This is a genomic window from Streptococcus sp. Marseille-P6264, assembly GCF_902460355.1.
In the GTDB taxonomy this organism is placed as follows: Bacteria; Bacillota; Bacilli; order Lactobacillales; family Streptococcaceae; genus Streptococcus.
In genome coordinates this window covers 92,210-108,805 of record NZ_CABPTO010000003.1, presented here as the reverse complement: position 1 = coordinate 108,805, position 16,596 = coordinate 92,210, and the positions used below count along the sequence as shown (strand labels likewise).

The window sequence follows — 16,596 nt, the reverse complement described above, 5'->3', positions numbered from 1 at the left end:
CCATTTAGTTTTATTATAGAGAGATTTCTAAAAGCTAGCTTAAAGCAAACATCAGGATGCCAGCTGCCACAGCGACATTTAGACTCTCTGCTTGGCCTTTCATCGAAATATGAACCAAAACATCAGCCGCATCCGTCATTTCTTGGCTGATTCCCTGACCTTCATTGCCCATGACTAGGAGAAAATTCTCATTTTTTTCGACTTTTTGATAATCAAGGGAGTCCTCTGATAAAGTCGAAGCCAAAATTTGTAAGTCATTCTGACGAGCTAGAATCAGCATATCCTCTCTGCTCACGCGATAAATGGGCAGATGAAAATGGCTGCCCTGCATCGAACGCAAGGTTTTGAGATTGTAAATGTCAGCAGACTGGCTAGAAATGAACACTCCCTGATAGCCTGCCGCATCCGCTGTTCGGATGATGGTTCCGACATTGCCAGGATCCTGTACATCTTCTAAAAAAAGGTAGGCTCCTTCCAGCTTTTCTGGAATCATTTGCTCCTCAAAGGCTAATTCTGCAACGATTCCCTGAGGGGTCTTGCTGTCTGCCAAATCACTGAGAATCTCTGGACTGACAAAAATCGTCTGAGAAAAGGATGCCAAACGCTCTTCGTACTCTGCTAAAGCAAAAATTCGCAGAATCCGTGCCTGACTGGCCAGAGCCTCCTCAAAAAGATGCCAGCCCTCAATCAAATAAGACTCGCTACGATATTTTTTTTGATGCAGCTTTTTAGCTTTTTTCACCACATTATTGGCTTTTGAGGTTATAATATTCATAAATACATTATAACACAATCTAGCAGTTTTGAACTCATCCTCTAGACTTATCCTCAGAGAAAATCTTGTCTCCAGCATGCTGCTGCTCGCTGCGCTATGGGCTGAGAAGCGAGTTTCAAACCGCTACAAAAGGAGGTAACTATGCAAAAAGTAAGAATGATTGCGCAAGGACGAGTCCAGGGCGTCGGCTTTCGTTGGGGCGTTTACTCCCTCGCTCTGCAAATCGGCGGGATTACCGGCCGCGTCTGGAATAATGACGACGGTACAGTCGAAATTTTGGCTCAAGCTGAAAACTCTGCTCTCATGGCCAAGTTCATTCAAGAAATCCGCAAGGGTCCAACTCCTTTTTCAAAAGTCAGCTATTTAGATGTCACCATGGCCAATTTTGATTCCTATACCGACTTTAAAATTGCAAATTAGGTCTGCAGAACTATTGTATATTTCCTTAAAAAACAGTAGAATAGATAGGTATTATTTTTTAGAAACAAAGGAAATGAACTCGTGAAAACATTTAAACGTATTTTATTCTCTGGAATGAGCTTGTCCCTCCTTCTATTATTGACAGGGTGTGTCGGACGAGACAAGGCTGGCAATCCTTCTGGCCCCATTTGGGACCTGCTTGGTCACCCTATGGCTGATAGCATCCAATTCTTTGCCAAAAACTCAGGTCTTGGTTATGGTCTAGCGATTATTATCGTTACTCTTATCGTGAGGGTGATCATTTTCCCACTAGGAATCTATCAGTCTTGGAAGGCTACTCTTCATTCAGAAAAGATGAACTACTTCAAGCCCATCTTTGCCCCTATCCAAGAACGAATCAATAATGCCAAAACCCAAGAAGAAAAACTAGAGGCGCAGCAAGAACTTATGGCTGCTCAAAGAGAAAATGGTCTGAGTATGTTTGGCGGTATCGGTTGCCTGCCTCTACTCATTCAGATGCCTTTCTTCTCAGCTCTCTTCTTCGCTGCCCAATACACAAACGGCGTAGCAAGCAGTACATTCCTTGGCATCAATCTTGGAAAACCTAGTCTGGCCTTGACTCTCATTGTCGGTGTACTCTACTACATCCAGTCACTTCTCTCCCTACATGGGATCGAAGATGAGACTCAAAAAGCGCAGATGAAGAGTGCAACTTACATGAGCCCGATTATGATTGTTGTCTTCTCCTTCATGTCACCAGCGGCTGTAACCCTCTACTGGGTAGTCGGTGGTTTCATCCAAATTATCCAACAATTCATCATTAACTACTTAATGCGTCCTCGGATCAGAAAGCAAGTAGCAGAAGAATACAAAAAGAATCCTCCGAAAGCCATGAGCAATGCAGGCCGCATCAAGGATGTGACGCCCAAAGCGAGCCAAGCAATCTCTCAAAACAATAAAAAGAAAAAGAATCGCAACGCTGGTAAACAACGTTCTAGATAAATAAATTATCCATGTCCCTCCAAGATTTCCTATCTAATCTTGGAGGGCTTTTTTTCTACTCGCCCTAAAAATACTAAAAGAGAGGCTGGGACAAAAGTCCTAGCCTCTCAATTGTCTTTGGATTGTCGAGCAAGACGCAGTGGTTGAGTGGGCTCTACTACGCTGATTTCATCAGCTTTTACAGCCCTACTCAACTGTGCGGAGGTGGGACGACAAAATCGAATTCTAACGAATTAGCGATTTCTGTCCCACTCTCTCTTTCTTAAACTTTTAATCAATATACTTCAATTTTCCCCGGAAATCTTCCAGGCTTTCATAGCCTTTTTCTTCCATAATCGCCTTTAGTTCGGCGGTGATACGCTCGAAAGCTGCCACTCCTTCCTTATGAAGGGTTGTTCCTATCTGCACCATGCTGGCACCACAGAGGATATGCTCAAAGGCATCGCGCCCAGTCAGGACACCACCTGTTCCGATGATTTCGATTTCTGGTTTCAGGCGTTGGTAAAAGGCATGAACATTAGCCAGAGCCGTCGGTTTGATGTACTGGCCGCCAATACCGCCAAAACCATTTTTAGGACGAATGACCACTGACTCATCTTCTATATAAAGACCATTTCCGATCGAGTTGACACAATTGACAAACTTGAGCGGATAGTTGTTGAAAATCGCAGCGGCCTGATCAAAATGCACAATATCAAAATAAGGAGGCAGCTTGATACCCAGCGGCTTGGTGAAATAAGCAAAAACCTCTGATAAGATACGATCAGTTGTTTCAAAATCATAGGCAATCTGCGGCTTACCTGGAACGTTTGGGCAGGAGAGATTGAGCTCAGTAATCCCTTTAAAGTCGCTTGCCTGCACTTTCTTGAGAATGGTCTGGGTTTCTTCTGGCGACATACCGACCAAAGAGAGGAAGAAAGTGCGATTTGGTTCGCTTTCTTGCAGTTCTAGCAAGTAGTCAAGATAATAATCTAAACCATTATTGGGCAGGCCCATGGAGTTGATAGAGCCCAGTGGCACATCCTGATAGCGAGGTTCTGGATTACCTTGACGAAAGTCCAGCGTTGCCGTCTTAGTCACAAATGTTCCTGCAGCAGAGTTTTTAACTTCTTCTAGCTCTTCGACTGTCATACAAGCCACTCCCGCTGCATTCATCAGGCAGTTGTCAAATTCAAAACCCGCAATTTTTGTCTTGGTTGTCGTCATTATCTTGACCTCATATTCCTTATTTTCTTCTATTATAGCATTAAAGCTCTTCCTATAAAAAAGTTATCCCATTTTTCCAATAAAAGGTTCGGTATTTACACCTAGAATCTTCAAAAAATATTATGGAAATTTTCAGAAAATTCAACTTTTTTCTTTACACCCTAAAAAAATTCTGCTATAATGGCTCGTGTAATAAAATATAACAACAAAAAGGAGAACGATATGACATCTGCTAAAGAATATATCCAAAGCGTGTTTGCAACTGTAAAAGCTCGTAATGGGCACGAGGCTGAGTTCCTCCAGGCGGTTGAAGAATTCTTCAGCACTTTGGAACCTGTATTTGAAAAACACCCTGAGTATATCGAAGAAAACATCTTGGCACGTATCACTGAGCCTGAGCGCGTAATTTCTTTCCGTGTTCCTTGGGTTGACCGTGATGGAAAGGTGCAAGTCAACCGTGGTTACCGTGTTCAATTCAACTCAGCTGTTGGACCATATAAAGGCGGACTTCGTTTCCACCCAACTGTAAACCAAGGGATCTTGAAATTCCTCGGTTTCGAACAAATCTTTAAAAACGTCTTGACTGGACTTCCAATTGGTGGAGGTAAAGGGGGATCAGACTTCGATCCTAAAGGAAAGACTGATGCTGAAGTTATGCGCTTCTGCCAAAGCTTCATGACTGAATTGCAAAAATACATCGGACCATCTCTTGACGTTCCAGCCGGTGATATCGGTGTTGGTGGACGTGAAATCGGCTACCTCTACGGTCAATACAAACGCCTGAACCAATTTGATGCGGGTGTCTTGACTGGTAAACCTCTTGGATTCGGTGGTAGCTTGATTCGTCCAGAAGCAACTGGTTACGGTTTGGTTTACTACACTGAAGAAATGCTCAAAGCTAACGGTAACAGCTTTGCTGGTAAAAAAGTGGTTATTTCAGGTTCTGGTAACGTAGCTCAATATGCACTTCAAAAAGCAACTGAACTTGGTGCTACTGTCATCTCTGTATCTGACTCAAACGGCTATGTCATTGATGAAAATGGTATCGACTTTGATCTTTTGGTTGATGTTAAAGAAAAACGTCGCGCTCGTTTGACTGAGTATGCAGCTGAGAAAGCAACTGCTACTTATCATGAAGGTTCTGTATGGACTTACGCTGGTAACTACGATATCGCCCTTCCATGTGCGACTCAAAACGAAATCAATGGTGAAGCTGCCAAACGTTTGGTTGCCCAAGGCGTTATCTGCGTCTCTGAGGGTGCCAACATGCCTAGCGACCTTGATGCGATTAAAGTCTACAAAGAAAACGGACTCCTTTACGGACCTGCCAAAGCTGCCAACGCTGGTGGTGTAGCTGTATCTGCCCTTGAAATGAGCCAAAACAGCCTTCGCCTCTCATGGACTCGTGAAGAAGTTGACGGCCGTCTCAAAGACATCATGACCAACATCTTCAACACAGCTAAAACAACTGCTGAAACATACGGGCTTGGTACTGACTACCTTGCAGGTGCCAATATCGCTGCCTTTGAAAACGTAGCCAATGCTATGATTGCACAAGGTATTGTTTAAAATTCATTTGCTCAATCCTCAATCATTATGATTGGGGATTTTTATGTTGGCTTCAAAAAAGCTCACTATTTAAAATAGTAAGCTTAAAATCAAGATTTATTTTACCTCTACTAAGGCAAAAGATAGGCATTCAACTATTTCATTTACTGCCTCATCTATATCTAGGTCCTCATTATCATTCAACATCATTGGAAGAACATAAGAAAGACTCAAGGCTAAAATATAGCGAACGATTCTTTCGTTTGACCAATTTCTGATGAGGCCCTTTTCTTTAAACTGATTCAGAACTGGACTAATTGGCCTAATGATAGAGTGAACAATAACATTCCCTAACTGGTTAGAAATAGTATTATCAATAAAAGAACGACTCAAGAGAATTTTAACTTGCATTTGATTTTCCCAAATGAAAATCAGTCTATCCCGAACAATACTTCTCAAAAACTCTGAAAAAGTCTCTTGGTTTGCTGTAAATTTCTTCTTAGAAAAATCAGCAATGACATCTGGAATAACTTGCTCAAGAAAAGTCGATAAAATTGCTTCTAAGATCCCTTCCTTGGTCTTAAAGTAACTAAAAACCGTTCCTTCTGAAACTCCAGCTTCCTTGGCGATAAGACTGGCTGTTGTGTTTTCAAAACCAATTTCTGAAAATAACTTTAGACTTGATAATAATACTTGACGTTGTTTTAAACTCAAATTGCTATTTTCTAATGTCTGGGCATACTTTTGTTCTAAACTTTCCATCACTAGCACCTCTCTGCTACTCTCTTACTTTTACGACTTTCTTACCTCGAGTGTGTCCCAATTTCAGACTACGATATGCTTCTCTAACTGACTTTAGAGAAAAGTCATACACTTGATCAATATTTAGCTGAACCCTCCCATCTGAGACCATCTCCGCTAGAGTCTTAAAATCATCATATGTGGAATGTCTCGGACCCGTGAACTGAGCTCCTCTTATCATAACATATGGTAAAGGTACTAGCGTTCCAATATCCGTGCCTTTCAATCCCAAACTGAAAGCCAATTTAACATAATCACTTCCATAGCAATCCAAGAATTTTGTAATCGGCTTTGGACTTGCTGATAGAAGAGCATTCTGGATGTTCTCTTCGTAAGCTACTGGTATAGCACCTAAGGACTTGAGATATTCTGAATTTTTCTTACTTGCAATTCCGATAACTGTTGCACCCTTAGCAACTGCATACTGTACTGCAATACTTCCAATACCACCTGTCGCCGCTGAAATAACTACAACATCTTTAGAATTTAACTCAATTTTTCTAAAAGCACCACCCACTGTTAGAGAGGCTACCCCCATAGTAGCAGCATGATTCATATCAATCATATCTGGTTTCGATACGATTTCCGATTCATTGACACAAATTTCTGTTGCCAAAGCTCCCCTCTTGGTTCCCAATCCAGGGTCACTGATCATTGTTCCAAAAACCTTATCGCCTACTGCAAACCGACTTACTCCTTCACCGATTTCTGTGATAACTCCAGCAAAATCCCGACCAACACCTCTTGGAAAAAGAGATGACCTTGACTCAAACCAACGACTTGGCTGCCTTAGTTTCGCCATAAAAGATAGAAATCGGAGTGGCTTTGCACCCTCAAAAGTCTTATAATCAATAGGATTTAAACCAACTGCATGAACTTCTATCCTAACTTGATTCACTTTCAAAGAATCAGATTTAATGTTCACTAAATCTAACACTTCTTCATCACCGAAACGACTATATTGTATTGCTTGAACAACCATTTTATGAACTCCTTTACCCATCTACTAATTGAGTGAGCACTCAATCATTTTTTGATTATATGCTTATTCTCCATAGATGTCAACTATACTGTTTCCAAAACTTCTAACTAAGTGAGCTGTTCATGATAAAAATAGATCTATTTTTATCATGAAAGATTATCAAACTATAACTCAAAGAAATCCGACTGCTTATGAAAGCAGCCGGATTTTTATATATCTAATTTTTCAAAAAACTTGCCTGCTGACTGCTTTTCCTTTAGCTTCTCAAGCAGCTCATTTTCCAGAAAAGGACTTAGTTCGTCAAAATCTTGACAAACCTTAAAGACAATTTCTCTGTCCAACTGGTCATAAGCCAGTTCGTAATAGTCCTTATTATGCTGCCAGTTCTGGTCATAATTGACATCTGTTCGCTGATAGTAAACGATGTTTTGCTTCGGAGTCAGGTAAATCTTCTGCGTTAGAATACTTTTCTGATCTTTGGACAGCGTGCTGCGGCTAAAAATTTTAACACCTTGAAAAATCTTGCGCTCATGAATTCCTTGATCTGTCACCTTCAATTCAATTCTTTTATAGTGCATACTATCACCTCCTGAAATCACCTACATTATATCATGTTCTGGCAAATTTTCAAACAAAAGTGTCATTTCCAAAAGTCTTCAGTCGCCTCTAAAATTGCTTCTTCTGAACGAATCATATTGATTTGCATAATATTCTCCTTTCTTATCTTGTATTAGTATCCCCCTTCCCCAAGGTTAGGGTCAATAAGAAAATTGAATTTATATCAAAATTCTAGTAACTTTTTGAAACTCACCACAGTTGACAAAGAGCCTTAAAACCAGCTTGCTCACTTGAGCAGCTGATTTTTTGTCTATCAATGGATTGTGACGCTTTACCGAGCTGACTCTTTCAAAAGAGTCAGATACTCCTCTAAAACTAGATGATGTTTTTGCATGTATTGGGCCGACTCTACGCCAACATAACGATAGTGCCAATTTTCAAAATTCACACCAGTAATATCGCTTTTCCCTTCAGGATAGCGCAGAATAAAGCCGTATTTAGGGGCAATTTCTGCAATCTTATGGGCTACTTCATCATTCTGACCTTCTGGCTCGCTCATATCAATCGCCAAGCCTGTCTGATGCTCACTGGCACCTGGCAGCTGGATCTGCTTTTGCACTTCTTGCTCCGCTTCTTGCCGAGACAAGCCTTCTTCTTCGGCCAAAGCTAGGGCTTCTTCATAGAGCTCTGTCTGCTCCGCTCGGCTACGATAGCCCGAAATCAAGGTTTCTCCTGGTGCAATGATCCGAGCCGCAGCCAAAAATTGTCTAGTGTTTTCAGCAATCCGACTATCTACCTGAATATCATCAATTTGGCTCAACCTAGGATGAGATTCTTCCTGTAAATGACTACGATTAATCAAAATCAATTCCCAATCATCAACTGACACCTTGGGTAAGTCAGAACTCTGGACTCCAAAACCATGATTAATAAAAGTTGGCAAGTCTTCATCCATATCTTGCACTCGCAATAGAACAAAAAACAAGCTAATAGCAATTCCTAGAAATAAAAGCCTATTTATCAGTCGAAATAGGAAGAGTTTTCTCCTTCTTTCGCGGCGACGTCTTTTCAAGCCTTGTCCTCCAGCTCTTTCGCTCCAACTTCACGATAGGACATATCGCCGATAGAAACGACTGAAAATTGACCATCTTCATAATCTACGATTGTCACACTACCATTGCCTAGACCATGAGGTTGCATGCGATTAATCAGGTAGACAAAGGTTCCGATGGTCATGCCATGACTAACCACCAACGCATTGCCACCACCCGCAGCCTCCAGCTCCTCAGCAATCTCTGAGAAGCCTTGCCAAATTCGGCCGCTGAGTTTTTCCCAGTTCTCAGCCCAGCCAGCCGTATCGACTTCCACCAAACCTTCTGCCAATTCAGCATAGCTTAGTTGATGGACATGGTCGATATTAAAGACTCTAGGCATGACTCCCATAAAGAGCTCGCCATCATAGCCACCATCAAAGCTGCCAAAACACCACTCTCGAATGCGCTTGTCAAACCGGTAAGGAATCTTTCCCGTCAAGCCCAGCTCTTCCAGAATAATTCCCATGGTCTGAATGGTCCGACCCGAATCACTAGATCTAGCAATCTTAAAGTCAATTCCTGCTTGTCGCAGGCCAATTCCTAATTCATGGATGCCACGTTCACCTTCTGCTGTCAATGGACTATCACTCCAGCCCTGAGCTCGTCCGATTGTATTAAACATCGTTTTGCCGTGCCGGATCAGGTATAATCTTGTTTTTGCCATACACTTACCCCCTTATTCTCCTCCATTATATCACTTTTCTGAAAAAAATCGGTCTATAAGATAGCAAGAAAACAGCGCAACAATCCTCCATCATTGCCCTGCTTTCTTTTAACGATTTATCTAGCGTCCAAAATTTTAGCACCAACCTTACGGTAAGACACATCTCCCAAAATCTGAATCGTAAATTGTCCCTTTTCATATTCGACGACTGTCACACTGCCGTTGTCAACCTCAGGATTTTTGCTAATGGCTTTATCAATCAGATAAGCAAAAGTCCCGATGGTCATACTATGGCTGACAACCAAAGCATTGCCTCCACCAGCAGCTTCCACTTCTTGAGCAATAGCTGTAAATCCAGCTAAAATCCGTCCACTGAGTTGCTCCCATGGCTCAGCCCAGCCAGCCGTATCCACTTCAACCAAGCCGTCTGCCAATTCTGGGAACGTCAGCTCTTTATAATTATCGGTGTCACTTACCCTCGGAATCACTCCACGGAAAAGATCGCCACCATAAGCCCCGTCAAAGCTCCCGAAGCACCACTCTCGGATGCGCTTATCAAACTTATAAGGAATCTTCCCAACCAAATCCAGCTCTTCTAGGATAATCCCCATGGTCTGAATGGTTCGGCCAGAGTCGCTCGAGAAAGCCTTGGTAAATTCCAAGCCAGACTCTCTTAGCCCAATCCCTAGCTCACGGATACCACGTTCGCCTTCTTCAGTTAAGGGAGTGTCCGACCAGCCCTGAGCTCGACCAATGGTATTAAACATAGTCTTACCATGCCGGATAATGTATAATTTCGTTTTTGCCATGAATATCTCCTTTTCTCATCAAGGCCACCCGTCTAAGAGTGGCTTATTTGTCTCACACTTGACTGAGCGAGACAGAGGGAAAGGGTCTGTTTAGACAGACCCCTATATACTTAGTTTTTAAAACTGTGAATCGGTGCTGGAATCTGACCACCACGGGCGATAAAGGCGGCTGACGAAGCCTGATTGACCTTCATGACTGGAGCTGTTCCCAAGAGTCCACCAAATTCAATCATATCGCCTTCCTTGCCCTTCGGAATAATCCGCACAGCTGTCGTCTTTTGATTGATGACACCAATCGCTGCTTCATCCGCAATCATGGCCGCAATGGTTTCAGCAGGTGTCGCTTCTGGAATGGCAATCATATCCAAACCTACCGAGCAAATAGCTGTCATAGCTTCTAGCTTTTCTAGATTGAGCGAGCCATTCTGCACAGCCGCAATCATGCCCTCGTCCTCTGACACAGGAATGAAAGCACCAGACAGACCGCCGACCTGGTTGCAGGCCATGACACCGCCTTTTTTGACTTGGTCATTGAGCAGGGCAAGCGCCGCTGTCGTACCATGAGTGCCGACTGTTTCCAAGCCCATTTCTTCCAAGACACGAGCCACTGAGTCTCCGACCGCTGGTGTTGGAGCCAGACTCAAGTCAACAATCCCGAATTTGACGCCCAGACGCTCGCTGGCCATCTGGCCGACCAACTGGCCGATACGGGTGATTTTGAAGGCTGTTTTCTTGACTGTTTCAGCTACCACATCAAAGCTCTCACCACGGACCTTTTCCAGAGCCCGCTTGACAACGCCTGGCCCAGAAACACCGACATTGATGACCACATCTGCTTCACCGACACCATGAAAGGCGCCTGCCATGAAAGGATTGTCCTCTACTGCATTGGCAAAGACGACCAACTTGGCCGCACCCATATCAGATAACTGAGCGGTTTCCTTAATAATGCGCCCCATATCCGCAACTGCCCTCATGTTGATGCCGGTCTTGGTTGAGCCGATATTGACAGAGGAGCAGACCTTGTCTGTCTCCGCCAAAGCGCGCGGAATGGAATTGATGAGGATTTCATCGCCTTTTTGATAGCCTTTTTGTACCAAGGCAGAAAAGCCACCGATAAAGTCCACACCGATTTCTTTTGCTGCCCGATCCAGAGCATGAGCCAGAGGCAGATAGTCCGTAGCATCCGTCGCTGCCCCAATCAGAGAAATTGGAGTCACTGAGACCCTCTTGTTGACGATAGGAATCCCAAGCTCGGCAGCAATTTCATCCCCAACTACCACCAGGTCTTTCGCTTTGGTCGTGATTTTTTTGTAAACCTTATCCGCCGCCCTCTCAATATTTGAGTCAATACAATCTAAGAGTGAAATTCCCATGGTGATGGTCCGAATATCAAAATTCTGCTCCTCAATCATGGCAATGGTTTCTGTAACTTGTCTAATATCCATGCGCCCTCTCCTTAGATATTGTACATAGCATCAAAAATGGCTGCGCTTTGAATATTGATTTTGACATTGAGGGTCTGACCAAAGGCCTCAAATTCACTACGAAGTGCTGCAAAATCTTGCTTTTCATCGCTAGAAACGACAGCCATCATGGTAAAAAACTCGTCCAAAACAGTTTGAGAAATATCGTCAATATTGAGCCCCAGCTCGGCAATTTTACTAGCTACACCAGCCACAATCCCTGCCTTATCTTTTCCAACAACCGTAATAATCGCTTTCATCGTTTGCTCCAATCATCTTTATTGCTAATATTGTAGCATAAATGCTTGGTTTTTGCATGAATTTGCAGAAACCCAAGCTGTGAATCCTGCAAGCCATTTTTAAAAAATAATTGATTCAAATATTGGCAACATCCCACTAAAAATGGCTCTCTCGATATCAGGTTCAGATGCTCTTCAGAAATTACACACATCTCTCTTTTTTGTTAGAAGTTTGTTTTTTATCTATGCTTTTATTTGTAAACGGTTTCAAACTCTGCTATACTAAACTTAAGAACACATTAAAAAGGAGGTTTCTTATGAAAAACTCATATAAGAAACGCTTATATACACAAGCCCTCAGCCTATCCGCTGCGGGTTCTCTTAGCCGTTTTAGCTCAAGGAAATGCGGCGGCTGATACGCTTAACTCTGCTGAACCTCCGCAAGACAGCAGCAAAATCAGTTCTCTTGTGGAACAGCCTAAACCTGCAAGTACAGAGAAAGCAGAAGAAATTTCGGCTACTCCACAAGCTGATTCACTAGAGAAAAGCAGCTCATCTGAAGCTGCCGACAGCAAGGCTCCAAGTCTTCCTTCCACAGCCCTAGAGGAAAAAGCAGCTAATGCAACACAAAAATCGGACACTACGACTAACACAGAAGTCCGCGCAGCTAGCACCCAAGAAAACAAGGTTCAGCTTGCTGACAGTAAAGTTTATATGTCCGAAAAAGCCAGCATTGAAGAAACTATTCAAGAGCAAGGAGCTCAAGCTGGTAAAATCACTTGGACACTAGACAACAAGCCGATTAGCGAGTGGAAAACTTGGAAGATGGATGAGGGCACCTTCTCTGGCGACCCATTTGTGACTGTCGAAGAAAAAGCTGATGGAAATGACCTAAAAGTTTCCCTCAAATTTAATGAACTATTTGGTCAAGACTTAAGCCTGCGAACACCGAACAATATTCGCAGAACCTACCGCAACTTTATGGGAAGTCATGAATTAGTCGGAACCAGCGAAGATCTTGGCCTGACTATTCGCAAGAATATTGTCCTTCGTCCTTACGAAGATTTCCATACCCACGATGAAATGTTGGCAGCTATCGAAAAGAGTCGACAAGATGCTAAAACGGATCGCTTGGTACAGATTGAGAACATCGGAAAGAGTGCTCAGGGTCGCGATATCAAATTGGGTATCATCAGCTCCAACCAAAAGAGCATTGACGACTATCTCAATACAACCAATAAAGTCGCCCTTACTAAACCAGCTGAAATGTTAGCTGCTCTAAAAAATGGTAGACTGGACTACAAACTTCCAGTCCTGATCAATAACACCCACGCTGACGAACAGCCAGCTATCGACATCATCACTGGACTCTTCAATACTTTTGCAACTAAGGAGCAAATTTCTTTCCAAACAACTGATTCCAACGGTGCGGCTAAAAATATCACCCTCAATGTCAAAGAACTCCTCAAGAAATTCATTTTCCTCTTTGACTTTACTGAAAATCCTGACGGAGATGTTGCCAATACGCGTGCTCTTGCCAACGGAATCGATCCAAACCGCGATACTAGCTATCAGGCCAACCCAGAAACCCGTACTGTAGCTGGACTCATTAACAAATGGAATCCAATTGCACTTTATGACATTCATGGATTCGTTAAAGAATTCTTGATTGAGCCAGCGACACCGCCGCACGATCCAAACTTTGAATACGACCTTCTGTCTGAAAATATGCTGGAAAATGCTCACCATATGGGACGTGCTGGCGTTGCCAACTCTAAGTATGATAGCTACATCATCCCTAAACTAGACTGGGGCGATGGTTGGGATGACTCCTTCTCTGGCTACACTGGTGTCTATGCTATGTACCATGGTATCTTAGGACATACAATCGAAATACCTGAAGGAAATCAGGAATCCTACAAGGCTGGCTATCACGCTGTCCTCGGAGGCATCTCTTACCTGTCCCAAGATCCTGACAAGCTCATGGAAATGCGCCTCAACTTCTATCTCCGTGGCATCAACAAGGTTGAAGATCCAAAAGCTGAAAATGAGTTGGTCGGACCTGACGGCAAGGTTGTTGGACGGGTAAAAAATGGTCAGAAAAAATTCTTCCCTGACTATTATGTCATCCCTATGGGTCTCGACAAAGACAATGATTCCCAACAAGCCTTTAATATGATTGAATACTTCAAGAGAAATGGTGTTGTCATTCAAGAATTGAAGGAAGATGTTGGCAACTATAAGAAGGGTGACCTAGTTGTCGATATGGCTCAAGCTAAACGTGGCTATGCCAACCATATCCTCTACAAAGGATCAAACGAATCTGCTTGGGCCGCCATGTATGCTGAACTTTTGGTAAACTTCCCAGATATGAGAGGCTTTAAAGCTGAGCCGATCTTTAAAGATAAACTCTTTGATGGCAAACTCGGTGAAGTCACTGCTCTCCGTGCTACTCGGACGCGCGATATCAACTACTCAGCACCTTACTATGTCATCGCTAATACATCTGACAGCGCAGTCAAAGCTGTTAACCAAGCCATTCGCCAAGGTAAGAAAGTCTATCTGACAGAAGATGGCTATATCGTTGATACATCAACCTTTGCAAATCTCTTAGGTGATTATGCTATTTATGGAGATGCCTTGTATAAGATTCCAGAAGGACCAAGCTTGAAAGCACTGAAGGTCTATGCACCTCCTCATCAATTCTACTGGGCAGGAGTGGACTCACCTACTCATACCGCTCTGGCATTGAAAAATCTAGGTTTTGATATTGTCAATACGCCTGAGGAAGCTGATGTCATCGTCCTTGAAAGCAACAAGTTTGACAAGTCTATCCTTGGTCGCAAACCAACCATTGTAGTGGGAGGCTCTGCTATGCAACGCCTTGAAAAACTCGGTGTTCTAGATGGATTTGATGTGGAAAGATTCTCTGGCGGCAGCGATTTTGAAGGGCTGATGAAAGCTATTATAGACGATAAGGATCCATTGACTAGCGGCTATAAGAAGAATGATCTCTTCTATTCTAATTCTGGAAACTGGATCGCAAAAGCTCCTGCCAACTTCAAGACTTTGGCGACTATTGCAGACAGTGACTACTACATTGCAGGCTGGTGGCCAGGCAATGAAAAATTAGCCAATAAAATCGTTGCTATTTCTGGTAATTACAAGGAACATCCGCTCTTCATTTATGCTGGAAATCCAACTAATCGTCTGCATACCATTCACTTCTACCGTTGGGTATCGAACGCTGTCTTTGGCAATCAATTGGCTGAGCTGAAAGATATGCCTGTCACTCACAAACCAAGTGTCGAAATTGTAGAAATTCTGAACCAAAAACCTCAGCCAAAACAAGCAGGCAAAACAGGCGACAAACCGACTGCTCCAAAAGCAAAAGAAGAGCAATTAGAAGGCCTAGCTCAGAAAACAAGCGAAGCACAGCCTAGCGCTACAGCTCAAAAAGCAACAAATACACAGCAGGCTCAGCTCCCACAAACAGGAAGCAAAGAAAACTCTGCTCTCTTTACAGTCGCAACGATTCTTCTAGCTACAAGTGGTGGTCTCTTCTTACTCAAAAAGAAAGAAGCGTAAGCATTTCTAGTCTACTAGATAAACCTTTGCTTACAATAGCCTCTTAAATACAAAAATCGCATGGACAAATCATTTCAGATTCATCCATGCGATTTTTTTCGTGACTTATCATTTTGTAGTATTAAGCCGACATAGACTTCGCTGTTTTTCCTGTTGCTCTTGTCAAGGATTTTTAATCAAAATCATCTTTTTTTCGTCTGATTTTCTCCTAAGCTCCCTCAGCATTATTCTTGTAAGTTTATCTTGCATTATTTCAGTTGTATTTTCATTGAAATGGTCAACAACCTCATAGGTGGTCTTTCCAGTCTTTCTCTTTGTGCTACTGCCTTGTTTATCTGTGTTCTTCAGTTCTTCCATAAATTCTCCTTTCCGTTTTTGAATTTTTGACAATAAAAAGTAAGTATCGGCTATTTGCTTTTACTTCCTCTCTATAATTTTATTTAATTGTTTTACTTCGACAAACTGGGATTTAGATTTTAACCCTTACGTAAAATAAAACGGGCTATTCTCCTGAAGTATGTTCTATAATATTATGGTTTGATGCAAAGTGTAGCTATATAGTCATTTCCATAACGTGATAATCTATTTCTTTCGTCACAGGACTCATAAAAATCTATCATAGCGAGACCATTTTTAAGTTGTCCTCTAATCTGAGTTTCTAAGGTATGGCTAAATTCATATCCATATTCTGGATTTATGGTTATTTTGCCTTCCTCTTCAAGCTCTTTTGAATTAAAAGGTATTGAAAACTTTAAAAGTAATTCGTCATCAGGCTTGTCCCATACAATGTCAGCATCATACATGTATATCCAAGGGTTCATAAATCCGACCATTAACAATCCACCCTTTTTCAATACTCGAGAGGCTTCTTTATACATGTTTTCTAAATCTTCTATATATACATTTGAAACCGGATTAAAAATAATATCAAAAGTTTCATTTTCAAATGGGAATGGTTTTGTCAGATCGCCTTGAATCGTCTTGATTTTTAAGCCTTCTCTTTTAGCAACCATCTCGTCTCTTTCTAATTGTGATTTAGAAAAATCCATGATGGTGACATCATAACCTTTTAGAGCAAAAACTGGACCCTGCTGGCCACCACCACAAGCTAACCCTAATATCTTTTTTCCCTTAGCTTTTTCAAACCATTCTGTCGGAACTTTTTTCCCAACAGTTAATGCAACAGCAATAGGATTATTTCTAGCTTCTTCTAATTCTTCATGTGTCAATGGCTCAGTATAGTCATTTTTGACATTATTCCACCTATCTTGATTTAATTTTATATAATTGTTCATCTCATAATCTCCTCGTATTTTTATATTATTTCGATTTAAGTTGGATATATTGCCATTACTTGATTTCATTTTATTATACCATATGTTTAATTACTATTTTTTATGCCTTCTTTAAAATATTTGAAGCTATTGCACTAGCTATTCCTGCC

Annotated in this window: 16 protein-coding genes; 4 read left to right on the top strand and 12 right to left on the bottom strand. The window is 42.1% G+C overall.

The window, feature by feature from the left end:
• Nucleotides 1-34: 34 nt before the first annotated feature.
• Nucleotides 35-775, bottom strand: coding sequence for an RNA methyltransferase (locus tag FZ941_RS05460; protein ID WP_148887135.1), 741 nt, complete (start codon nt 773-775; stop codon nt 35-37).
• 141 nt (nt 776-916) lie between these two features.
• Here FZ941_RS05460 and FZ941_RS05455 point away from each other — a divergent pair, with 141 nt between their 5' ends.
• On the top strand, nt 917-1,195 hold the full coding sequence (locus FZ941_RS05455; protein ID WP_148887134.1) for an acylphosphatase: 279 nt from the start codon (nt 917-919) through the stop codon (nt 1,193-1,195).
• Nucleotides 1,196-1,276: 81 nt separating this feature from the next.
• Nucleotides 1,277-2,197 (top strand): membrane protein insertase YidC, encoded by a 921-nt coding sequence (gene yidC / locus FZ941_RS05450; protein ID WP_148887133.1) that lies wholly within the window; start codon nt 1,277-1,279, stop codon nt 2,195-2,197.
• 270 nt (nt 2,198-2,467) lie between these two features.
• Here yidC and FZ941_RS05440 read toward each other — a convergent pair whose 3' ends face one another.
• Nucleotides 2,468-3,403 (bottom strand): dihydroorotate oxidase, encoded by a 936-nt coding sequence (locus tag FZ941_RS05440; protein ID WP_148887132.1) that lies wholly within the window; start codon nt 3,401-3,403, stop codon nt 2,468-2,470.
• Between the two features lie 222 nt (nt 3,404-3,625).
• Here FZ941_RS05440 and gdhA point away from each other — a divergent pair, with 222 nt between their 5' ends.
• On the top strand, nt 3,626-4,972 hold the full coding sequence (gdhA, locus tag FZ941_RS05435) for an NADP-specific glutamate dehydrogenase (protein ID WP_148887131.1): 1,347 nt from the start codon (nt 3,626-3,628) through the stop codon (nt 4,970-4,972).
• Nucleotides 4,973-5,068: 96 nt separating this feature from the next.
• On the opposite strand, the gene FZ941_RS05430 is transcribed toward gdhA, so the two are convergent.
• From FZ941_RS05430 to FZ941_RS05395, 8 genes are all read right to left on the bottom strand, one after another.
• Entirely contained in the window at nt 5,069-5,713 is a 645-nt protein-coding gene (locus tag FZ941_RS05430) for a TetR/AcrR family transcriptional regulator (RefSeq protein WP_148887130.1), read from the bottom strand.
• A gap of 16 nt (nt 5,714-5,729) precedes the next feature.
• The gene (locus FZ941_RS05425) at nt 5,730-6,734 is read right to left on the bottom strand and encodes an NADP-dependent oxidoreductase (protein WP_148887129.1); all 1,005 of its coding nucleotides are present in this window, start codon (nt 6,732-6,734) and stop codon (nt 5,730-5,732) included.
• Between the two features lie 209 nt (nt 6,735-6,943).
• Complete coding sequence (locus FZ941_RS05420) at nt 6,944-7,312, bottom strand: EXLDI protein (protein ID WP_148887128.1); 369 nt, start codon at nt 7,310-7,312, stop codon at nt 6,944-6,946.
• A gap of 311 nt (nt 7,313-7,623) precedes the next feature.
• Nucleotides 7,624-8,364, bottom strand: coding sequence for a D-alanyl-D-alanine carboxypeptidase family protein (locus FZ941_RS05415; RefSeq protein WP_187418387.1), 741 nt, complete (start codon nt 8,362-8,364; stop codon nt 7,624-7,626).
• On the bottom strand, nt 8,361-9,050 hold the full coding sequence (locus FZ941_RS05410; RefSeq protein WP_148887127.1) for a histidine phosphatase family protein: 690 nt from the start codon (nt 9,048-9,050) through the stop codon (nt 8,361-8,363). Before FZ941_RS05410 ends, FZ941_RS05415 begins: the two co-directional genes overlap by 4 nt.
• A gap of 116 nt (nt 9,051-9,166) precedes the next feature.
• A complete protein-coding gene (locus FZ941_RS05405; protein WP_148887126.1) occupies nt 9,167-9,859 on the bottom strand; it encodes a histidine phosphatase family protein in 693 nt (230 codons plus the stop codon).
• 110 nt (nt 9,860-9,969) lie between these two features.
• Nucleotides 9,970-11,307: a PFL family protein gene (locus tag FZ941_RS05400; protein ID WP_148887125.1), complete on the bottom strand. Its 1,338-nt coding sequence runs from the start codon at nt 11,305-11,307 to the stop codon at nt 9,970-9,972.
• Between the two features lie 11 nt (nt 11,308-11,318).
• On the bottom strand, nt 11,319-11,585 hold the full coding sequence (locus tag FZ941_RS05395) for an ACT domain-containing protein (protein WP_005590918.1): 267 nt from the start codon (nt 11,583-11,585) through the stop codon (nt 11,319-11,321).
• Nucleotides 11,586-12,032: 447 nt separating this feature from the next.
• On the opposite strand from FZ941_RS05395, the gene FZ941_RS05390 reads away from it, so the two are divergent.
• Nucleotides 12,033-15,152, top strand: coding sequence for an LPXTG-anchored zinc carboxypeptidase (locus FZ941_RS05390; RefSeq protein WP_398587558.1), 3,120 nt, complete (start codon nt 12,033-12,035; stop codon nt 15,150-15,152).
• A 162-nt stretch (nt 15,153-15,314) separates the two neighbouring features.
• Here the strand turns inward: FZ941_RS05390 and FZ941_RS05385 are convergent, their stop codons facing one another.
• Complete coding sequence (locus FZ941_RS05385) at nt 15,315-15,509, bottom strand: hypothetical protein (RefSeq protein WP_148887124.1); 195 nt, start codon at nt 15,507-15,509, stop codon at nt 15,315-15,317.
• A gap of 173 nt (nt 15,510-15,682) precedes the next feature.
• Complete coding sequence (locus FZ941_RS05380) at nt 15,683-16,447, bottom strand: class I SAM-dependent methyltransferase (RefSeq protein ID WP_148887123.1); 765 nt, start codon at nt 16,445-16,447, stop codon at nt 15,683-15,685.
• Nucleotides 16,448-16,596: the final 149 nt, after the last annotated feature.